Origin of the sequence: Kosakonia sp. YIM B13571 (assembly GCF_042788095.1) — a bacterium.
GTDB classification, from domain to species: Bacteria; Pseudomonadota; Gammaproteobacteria; order Enterobacterales; family Enterobacteriaceae; genus Kosakonia; species Kosakonia quasisacchari.
The window spans coordinates 1,052,080-1,060,105 of sequence record NZ_JBHZPL010000001.1; the positions used below are offsets into that span (position 1 = coordinate 1,052,080).

The following is an 8,026-nucleotide window of genomic DNA, read 5'->3' on the forward strand; positions in this document are numbered from 1 at the left end:
GTTTCCCCACGGTGCTTTTTTTTGCCCTCTGGCTTATCACCCTTCATGGATTGCCGGCTTGCCAGGGGTAAATTCCACCAGCAGCGGGTTGTGATCCGATGCGCGTGTTACCAGCACTGACGCTTCCTGCACGTTCAAACCACGATAGAAAACAAAATCCAGCGGGCGCCCAAAGGCACGGCGGCGATTGTCATCGGTGAAACGAACCTGTCGCAACGACATATCGCGCGTAAAGCGATAGAGCGCATTCATGCGCGGTCGGCTCCAGGCGTTGAAATCCCCCGCCATAATCACAGGCCCGGCGTGGCGCATAATCTGATCGCCAATCGGCAGCAGTTGCTTGCTGTACACATCCACGCCCAGACTGAAGTTCACCGCATGCACATTCACCACCATCAGGTTACGTAAATCGGGCAGTGGGTACACCGTGACCAGCGCTGATTTCGCAAGGCGTAAAATCGGTTCCCGCTCACGCAACGGGCAGCAATAGACTGGATGCGCGGACGAAAGCGTCATCACTCCAGAGGGATGTTGCGGCAACACAAATGCAGGAACCTGATCGGCAGCAAGATAGTTAGTGGTCGCAAACCTGACCAGTTCCGGCGTGGTTTGCGCTTCCTGTAACAGCACGAGATGCGCGTCTTTGCCGAAACTTTGCAACACCGATAACCACTCGGCACGCTGCTGCTTAAAGATATTCCATACCAGTACGCGGATTTTTTCGTCGCTGCTTAAAGGTACACCCGCAGGTAACGCTTTGCCGATGCTCGCGAAGGACCCCGGCGGTAAAATTCGCTCCGCTGGTTGTCCGGCAACATATCGCATGGCATAGGTATTCTTTGGCACTTTCGGCTTCAAACCTCATTGATTTCCACACCCGGCTCCCGGGTGGTCATTCAGTTATAGGGATTTTAGCGCACACTTTCAACGCACAATCGGCAGAAAAACCCCCGGTTATAGTTAGTGAGCGCTTATTAATGCCGCCAGCGCCGCGCGTGCGTGGCATCGCAGACATCAACATGGTTAAATAGCGTATAGATGAATAATATCGTTGCAGTGTTGCTACAGAGGCAATAATGAAAACCACCTCAGAAGAACTCGCGATTTTTGTGGCTGTTGTCGAAAGCGGCAGCTTCAGCCGGGCAGCGGAACGCCTGGGCCAGGCGAATTCGGCGATTAGCCGTGCCGTAAAAAAACTGGAGAACAAGCTGGGCGTTAATTTGCTTAATCGCACCACGCGCCAGCTCAGTTTAACCGAAGAAGGCGAGCGCTATTTCCGCCGCGTACAAAGTGTATTGCAGGAGATGGCGGCCGCAGAAACAGAGGTGATGGAAACAAAATCCACGCCGCGCGGCACACTACGCATTGATGCGGCGACGCCGGTCGTGCTGCATTTCCTCATGCCGCTGATTAAACCGTTTCGTGAACGCTACCCGGAAATCAGTCTGTCACTGGTCTCAAGCGAAACGTTTATCAATTTGATTGAGCGTAAAGTGGATGTGGCAATCCGCGTGGGTAAATTAACTGACTCCAGCCTGCGCGCCCGCCCGCTGTTCAAGAGTTATCGAAAAATTATCGCCTCACCGGGCTACATCGCTCGCCATGGCAAGCCTGAAACGGTAGAAGAATTGCGCAACCATGTGTGCCTTGGTTTCACCGAACCGGTCTCCCTTAACATCTGGCCGATTGCTTCTGCCGATGGTCAATTGTTTGAAGCCACGCCGGATATCACCTCAAATAGCGGAGAAACACTCAAACATTTATGTCTGAGCGGCAACGGCATCGCCAGCTTATCGGACTACATGATTGATAAAGAGCTGGCAAGTGGGGAACTGGTGGATTTGCTGGCGGATAAACGCCTGCCGGTGGAGATGCCCTTCAGTGCGGTCTATTACAGCGACCGGGCGGTGAGTACGCGTATTCGCGCCTTTATTGATTTTATCAGCGAACACCTGCCGCAATAACAACAACGGGAGCATTACGCTCCCGTTGAATTCTCGATTAATCCCAGTTCGGCGCCAGGCCTTCCGGGCTGACCAAACGGTCATTGCAATCAAGTTTCGCGATTTCCGCTTTATCTTCTGCATCCAGTTTCAGCGACTGTGCCAGCAGGTTGCTTGCCAGGTTCTCACGCTTGGTTGAAGACGGGATCACCGCATACCCTTCGCCCATTGCCCATGCCAGGATAACCTGCGCCGGCGTAGCGTTATGTTTCTGTGCGATACGCCCAATCACTTCGTCTTTCAGCGCCTTACCGTATGCCAGCGTCATGTAAGACGTGATATGGATACCGTGCTGTTTCGCCCAGTCAACGACTTTGCGGTTTTGCAGATACGGCGACAATTCAATCTGATTCGTGGCGATGTTTTCCGCGCCCACGGCGGCAATGGCCTGCTCCATCAGCGGGATAGTAAAGTTCGATACCCCAATCTGGCGTGTCAGCCCCTGCGCTTTTGCCTTCATCAGCTCTTGCATAGAGACATCAACGGCCACAGCCGCGCCCGGAGACGGCCAGTGAATCAGGGTCAGATCAACATAATCCGTGCCTAATTTTTTCAGGCTCTCTTTCAGGCTAGGGATCAGTTTGTCTGCGCCCAGGTTTTCGGTCCAGATTTTGGTGGTAATAAACAGCTCTTCGCGCGCAACGCCGCTCTGAGCCAGCGCTTCGCCAATGGCAGCTTCGTTACCGTAGATCTGCGCGGTATCAATCACGCGATAACCCAGCTCAAGGGCATTTTTCACAGAAGCGATAACCGCTTCGTCAGTTAAACGGAAGGTGCCAAGACCAAATGCAGGGATAGCCATAAGAATTCCTCTTTCTGATTTCGTAATGTTTCGTTGCGCTGATTATTCCCCGCTTCAGCAAGGGGAAAAAGAGGCGAAAAAGCAGAGGTTTTTTGCCAGAGAAGCAAAAGTAAGGAATTCAGGGCGTAAAGTTAGTCACTTGCATTTTGAAAGTCACTATGTCACCGTGAGCACAGAATCTAATCAGTAACCGGGCCAGACCATGAGAAATGAACCGCTTTGCAACGCTCCCTGCCCCATTGCCCGTAGCTTAGGCCGCATTGGTGACAGCTGGAGCATGATAATCCTGCGTGACGCTTTTGCCGGTTTCACACGTTTTGATGAGTTCCAGAAAAGCGCCAATGTCGCTCCCAACATTCTCTCTCGTCGCCTGAAAGAGTTGGTTGATGACGGGCTGATGGAAAAAGTGAGCTACAGCACAACACCGCCGCGTTATGAATATCACCTGACGGCTCTCGGGCGCGATTTTCGCCCGGTGATCCTCGCACTGGCGGAATGGGGAAACCGTTATTTCTCGCCAGAAGGCGCACAAATACAGTTAGTCGAGCGTGAAACACAGCGCCCGGTCGAGACCATCCTCATTGATAAAGCAACCGGCGAAACCATCACCCCGGAGAAATATGCCCTGATGCCTGGCCCTGCGGCTGCACCGGTTATCCATTACCGCCACGATTATTTACAACGCAAACACGCTGGCGATAACACGCAAAAATTCGCCCCACTTCACTCTGTGAGCCGCGATGATGACGCTCAGTAAAAAGAAAAAGGCGCTCACCCTGGTGCTGTTAGCCGCAGCGCTATTGTCCGTTGCGGGTTACGGCGCGTACTGGTGGCAAAGTGGACGATTTATACAATCCACCGACGATGCTTACGTGGGTGGCGATATCAGCGCTATCTCCAGTAAAGTGTCCGGTTATGTCCAACAGATTGCCGTACAGGACAACATGCGGGTCAGAAAGGGCGATCTTTTAATCCGCCTCGACGACAGAGATTACCAGGCCGCACTGGCGAAAGCCGCCGGTGAAGTAGCTGCACAGCAGGCGACGCTGGCTGATATTGCCGCAACGCGCCAGTTGCAACTGGCGACCATTGAAGGCGCAACAGCATCGCTGGCTGCTGCCAAAGCGGTGAGTGATAAGTCGGCCAATGACAATCGCCGATACAGCGCGCTGGTCATGTCCAGTGCCGTTTCTGCGCAGGTACGGGAAAATGCGGCTGCCGATTATCGCCAGGCGCGTGCGCAGGAGAGCAAAGCGCAGGCAGACAACGCTGTTGCCATGCGCCAACTGGCTGTGCTTGATGCACGAGAAAAACAGACGCAAGCCGCGCTGCAGCAAGCCCAGGCGAATCTTGAAATCGCGAAATTAAACCTGAACTATACCGAGATCCGCGCCCCGTTCGATGGCGTCGTAGGGAATCGCCGGGCCTGGTCCGGCTCCTTCATCGGCGGCGGCACGCAACTGCTTTCTCTGGTTCCCGCAGAAGGCTTGTGGGTCGAAGCCAATTTCAAAGAGAGCCAGCTAGCCCACATGCTTCCCGGCCAACGCGCGACCATAGTGGCGGATGTGATGCCGGGTCGAACGTTCTACGGCCATGTTCTCAGCGTTTCCCCCGCGACCGGTTCACGATTTAGTATTCTCCCGGCAGAAAACGCCACCGGAAATTTCACCAAGATCGTCCAGCGTGTGCCCGTTCGTATCGCGCTGGAGGGCGAAGCCGCAAAACTCGGCGTATTGCGTCCGGGGTTTTCTGTCATCGTTACCGTTGACGAAAAGAGCGCGCAATGAGCACCACCGATGCTGTACCGCTGCAACCGGGCATTTCTATGCCGGTAAGTCAGAAAGTGTTTGCCTTCGCGACCATGTGTGTGGGTATGTTTATCGCCCTGATTGATATCCAGATTGTTTCGGCGTCGCTACGTGATATTGGCGGAGGGCTTTCTGCCGGCGATGATGAAACCGTATGGGTACAAACCAGCTATCTGATCGCCGAGATCATCATTATTCCTCTCTCGGGATGGCTGGCACGGGTGATGTCTACGCGCTGGCTGTTTGCCGCCTCCGCCGCCGGGTTTACGGTGATGAGCCTGCTCTGCGGCTGGGCGTGGAATATCCAAAGTATGATCGCTTTTCGCGCATTACAAGGGCTGGCGGGCGGCTCGATGATCCCGTTGGTTTTCACCACCGCATTTGCTTTTTTCCAGGGAAAACAACGCGTCATCGCTGCTGCAACGATTGGCGGGCTAGCCTCGCTGGCGCCGACGCTCGGCCCCACCGTCGGTGGCTGGATAACCGAGAATTTCAGCTGGCACTGGCTGTTTTATATCAACATCGTACCGGGGATTTACATCGCCGTTGCTGTACCGCTACTGGTAAAAATTGATACGCCAAACCCGTCGCTATTACGCGGCGCGGATTACCTGAGCATCCTGCTGCTTGCGGTATCGCTGGGGTGTCTGGAATACACCCTTGAAGAAGGCCCACGTTGGGGCTGGTTTGATGACAATACCTTAGCGCTGACTGGCTGGGTTGCGTTGCTGTGCGGCGTCTTTTTTGTTGTTCGTACGCTACGTCATTCACAGCCGGTAATGGATCTTCGTGCGCTTAAGGACAGAACGTTCACACTGGGCTGCTACTTCTCGTTTATGGCGGGGGTTGGCATCTTTGCTACGATCTATCTAACGCCATTGTTTCTTGGCACGGTGCGCGGCTTTAGCGCACTGGAAATTGGTCTGGCGGTGTTTTCCACTGGGCTTTTTCAGGTGCTGTCGATCCCATTCTATGCGTGGCTTGCGAATCGGGTCGATTTACGCTGGCTGCTGATGGCGGGGCTGCTCGGATTTGCGGTGTCGATGTACAGCTTTATCCCGCTAACGCATGAGTGGGGGGCGCAAGAACTTCTGTTACCGCAAGCATTTCGCGGCCTGGCGCAACAATTTGCAGTTGCCCCGACGGTCACATTGACGCTTGGCAGCCTGCCGCCGACACGGTTGAAACTGGCATCTGGTCTGTTCAATTTGATGCGCAATCTGGGCGGCGCGATTGGCATCGCCTTGTGCGGCACCGTGATTAATGACCGAACCAATTTGCACTACAGCCGCCTCGCGGATCATCTCAATAATGCCTCTCTTTCCGTAACAGAATTCGTTCAGAGCAGCGCCAGCAGATTGGTTAACCAGGGAATTTCACCCGATATCGCCAGCAGTGCTGCACTAAAGAACCTTTCGGCCATCACGTTGCGAGAGGCTCGGACACAAGCATTTTCAGATGCTTTTTATCTGATCATGTTAGGTTTTTTAATCGCTGCGCTGCTGGTTCCTTTAATGAAAAAACCGCAAACAGTGTGATATTTCAGGAGAATTGATTATGAGCGTTTCAACAAAACGCGTCGTGGTAACAGGAATGGGAATTGTCAGCCCGCTGGGTTGCGGCGTATCACATGTCTGGCAATCGCTAGTGCAGGGAACATCAGGGATTTCGCGGCTTGCAGATGACATGGTCGACGATATTCCCTGCAAAGTGGCAGGCCAGGTTCCTTCTATTGAAGAGGATCCGCAATACGGTTTTGATCCGCTAGTGGCTATTCCAGCCAAAGAGCGCAAAAAAATGGATCGTTTTATTGAATTTGCGCTGGTCGCGGCAAAAGAAGCCCTGACGCAGGCGAACTGGTTCCCACAGGATCAAGCAGAAAAAGATCGTACTGCCACAGTGATTGCGACCGGGATCGGTGGATTTAACGAAATCGCCAATGCCGTGCGCACAACGGACGATCGTGGGCCACGTCGACTTTCCCCTTTTACAATCCCCTCTTTCCTCGCCAACCTCGCTGCCGGGCATGTTTCAATTGCGCATGGTTTTCGCGGACCTATTGGCGCACCAGTTACCGCCTGCGCCGCGGGGGCGCAGGCAATCGGTGACGCCGCGCGAATGATCCGCAGCGGTGAGGCGGATATTGCGCTGTGCGGTGGCAGTGAGGCGGCAATACACCGGGTTAGTCTTGCCGGTTTTGCTGCGGCAAGAGCACTATCAAGCAGTTTTAACGACGCACCAACAACAGCATCGCGACCCTTTGATCGCGATCGTGATGGTTTTGTAATGGGAGAAGGCGCCGGATTGCTCGTTATCGAATCTCTGGAACATGCGCTGGCACGTGGTGCTACACCGCTGGCAGAACTAGTGGGATACGGAACCAGCGCGGATGCGTACCATCTGACAGCAGGCCCGGAAGATGGTAACGGTGCGCGTCGTGCCATGGAAGCAGCCATTCGCCAGGCTGGCGTTACCACTGCGGATATTCAGCATATTAATGCACACGCGACCTCAACTCAGGTCGGTGATAAAGGAGAATTGGCGGCGATTAAGGGGCTTTTTGGTAACGCTCCAGTTGCAACTACCTCAACAAAATCAGCAACGGGTCATTTGCTAGGCGCGGCAGGCGGGATTGAAGCGATTTTCACTATCCAGGCTTTACGTGATCAAGTTGTACCACCAACGCTGAATTTGCATCACCCTGACGCCGAGGCAGAAGGATTGCATCTAGTTGCGCTTACTGCGCAGCCGCTGGAGATGCGTTATGCCTTATCAAATGGCTTTGGATTTGGTGGCGTTAACGCCAGCCTGCTGCTGAAACGCTGGGAGTGACATACGGTAAAAAGGGCGCGATTGCCCTTTTTATAGAAATAACAGACTAAAAAAAACCGCATCTCGTTAGAGATGCGGCTCTTAAAATAAGTGGCGGAACGGACGGGACTCGAACCCGCGACCCCCTGCGTGACAGGCAGGTATTCTAACCGACTGAACTACCGCTCCACCGAATTTCTTCACAACCACCGGTTTATTGCCCGGTTTCACTGCTAATTTGATGCCTGGCAGTTCCCTACTCTCGCATGGGGAGACCCCACACTACCATCGGCGCTACGGCGTTTCACTTCTGAGTTCGGCATGGGGTCAGGTGGGACCACCGCGCTACTGCCGCCAGGCAAATTCTTTGTGCCCTGTCCTGTGTCTTTTGCACCGATACCGCGTTGGCTGCATTCACGAACGTCAGTCACATACTCCTGTATGCTCCTTCCGTCGTCTCATTTGCCGCCTTGTCTCTGCGCAAAATCCTTCGGACTCTGAATCAAAGCTGAAAATCTTCTCTCACGCCAAAACATCTTCGGCGTTGTAAGGTTAAGCCTCACGGTTCATTAGTACCGGTTAGCTCAACGCATCGCTGCGCT

Annotated in this window: 7 protein-coding genes, 1 tRNA gene and 1 rRNA gene; 5 read left to right on the forward strand and 4 right to left on the reverse strand. The window is 53.9% G+C overall.

The features are described 5' to 3' along the window. Positions 1-36 precede the first annotated feature (36 nt). The gene (locus tag ACFX4O_RS05075) at positions 37-846 is read right to left on the reverse strand and encodes an endonuclease/exonuclease/phosphatase family protein (protein WP_131413783.1); all 810 of its coding nucleotides are present in this window, start codon (positions 844-846) and stop codon (positions 37-39) included. Between the two features lie 230 nt (positions 847-1,076). Here ACFX4O_RS05075 and yafC point away from each other — a divergent pair, with 230 nt between their 5' ends. After that, complete coding sequence (gene yafC, locus ACFX4O_RS05080) at positions 1,077-1,964, forward strand: DNA-binding transcriptional regulator YafC (RefSeq protein WP_380207606.1); 888 nt, start codon at positions 1,077-1,079, stop codon at positions 1,962-1,964. 37 nt (positions 1,965-2,001) lie between these two features. On the opposite strand, the gene dkgB is transcribed toward yafC, so the two are convergent. Further along, positions 2,002-2,805 (reverse strand): 2,5-didehydrogluconate reductase DkgB, encoded by an 804-nt coding sequence (gene dkgB / locus ACFX4O_RS05085; RefSeq protein ID WP_380207607.1) that lies wholly within the window; start codon positions 2,803-2,805, stop codon positions 2,002-2,004. Between the two features lie 202 nt (positions 2,806-3,007). Here dkgB and ACFX4O_RS05090 point away from each other — a divergent pair, with 202 nt between their 5' ends. From ACFX4O_RS05090 to fabF, 4 genes are read left to right on the forward strand one after another with little or no spacing between them, the layout of a single operon-like run. Further along, entirely contained in the window at positions 3,008-3,562 is a 555-nt protein-coding gene (locus ACFX4O_RS05090; RefSeq protein ID WP_380207608.1) for a winged helix-turn-helix transcriptional regulator, read from the forward strand. Beyond that, the gene (locus ACFX4O_RS05095) at positions 3,549-4,592 is read left to right on the forward strand and encodes an HlyD family secretion protein (RefSeq protein ID WP_131413789.1); all 1,044 of its coding nucleotides are present in this window, start codon (positions 3,549-3,551) and stop codon (positions 4,590-4,592) included. Before ACFX4O_RS05090 ends, ACFX4O_RS05095 begins: the two co-directional genes overlap by 14 nt. Then, positions 4,589-6,151 carry a DHA2 family efflux MFS transporter permease subunit gene (locus ACFX4O_RS05100; RefSeq protein ID WP_380207609.1) on the forward strand — a complete coding sequence of 521 codons (1,563 nt, stop codon included), beginning with the start codon at positions 4,589-4,591 and terminating at the stop codon, positions 6,149-6,151. Before ACFX4O_RS05095 ends, ACFX4O_RS05100 begins: the two co-directional genes overlap by 4 nt. A gap of 19 nt (positions 6,152-6,170) precedes the next feature. After that, positions 6,171-7,445: a beta-ketoacyl-ACP synthase II gene (gene fabF / locus ACFX4O_RS05105; protein ID WP_380207610.1), complete on the forward strand. Its 1,275-nt coding sequence runs from the start codon at positions 6,171-6,173 to the stop codon at positions 7,443-7,445. Positions 7,446-7,536: 91 nt separating this feature from the next. Here fabF and ACFX4O_RS05110 read toward each other — a convergent pair. Next, a tRNA-Asp gene (locus ACFX4O_RS05110) sits at positions 7,537-7,613 on the reverse strand. A gap of 54 nt (positions 7,614-7,667) precedes the next feature. Next, positions 7,668-7,783, reverse strand: a 5S ribosomal RNA gene (gene rrf / locus ACFX4O_RS05115). Between the last annotated feature and the right edge of the window lie 243 nt (positions 7,784-8,026).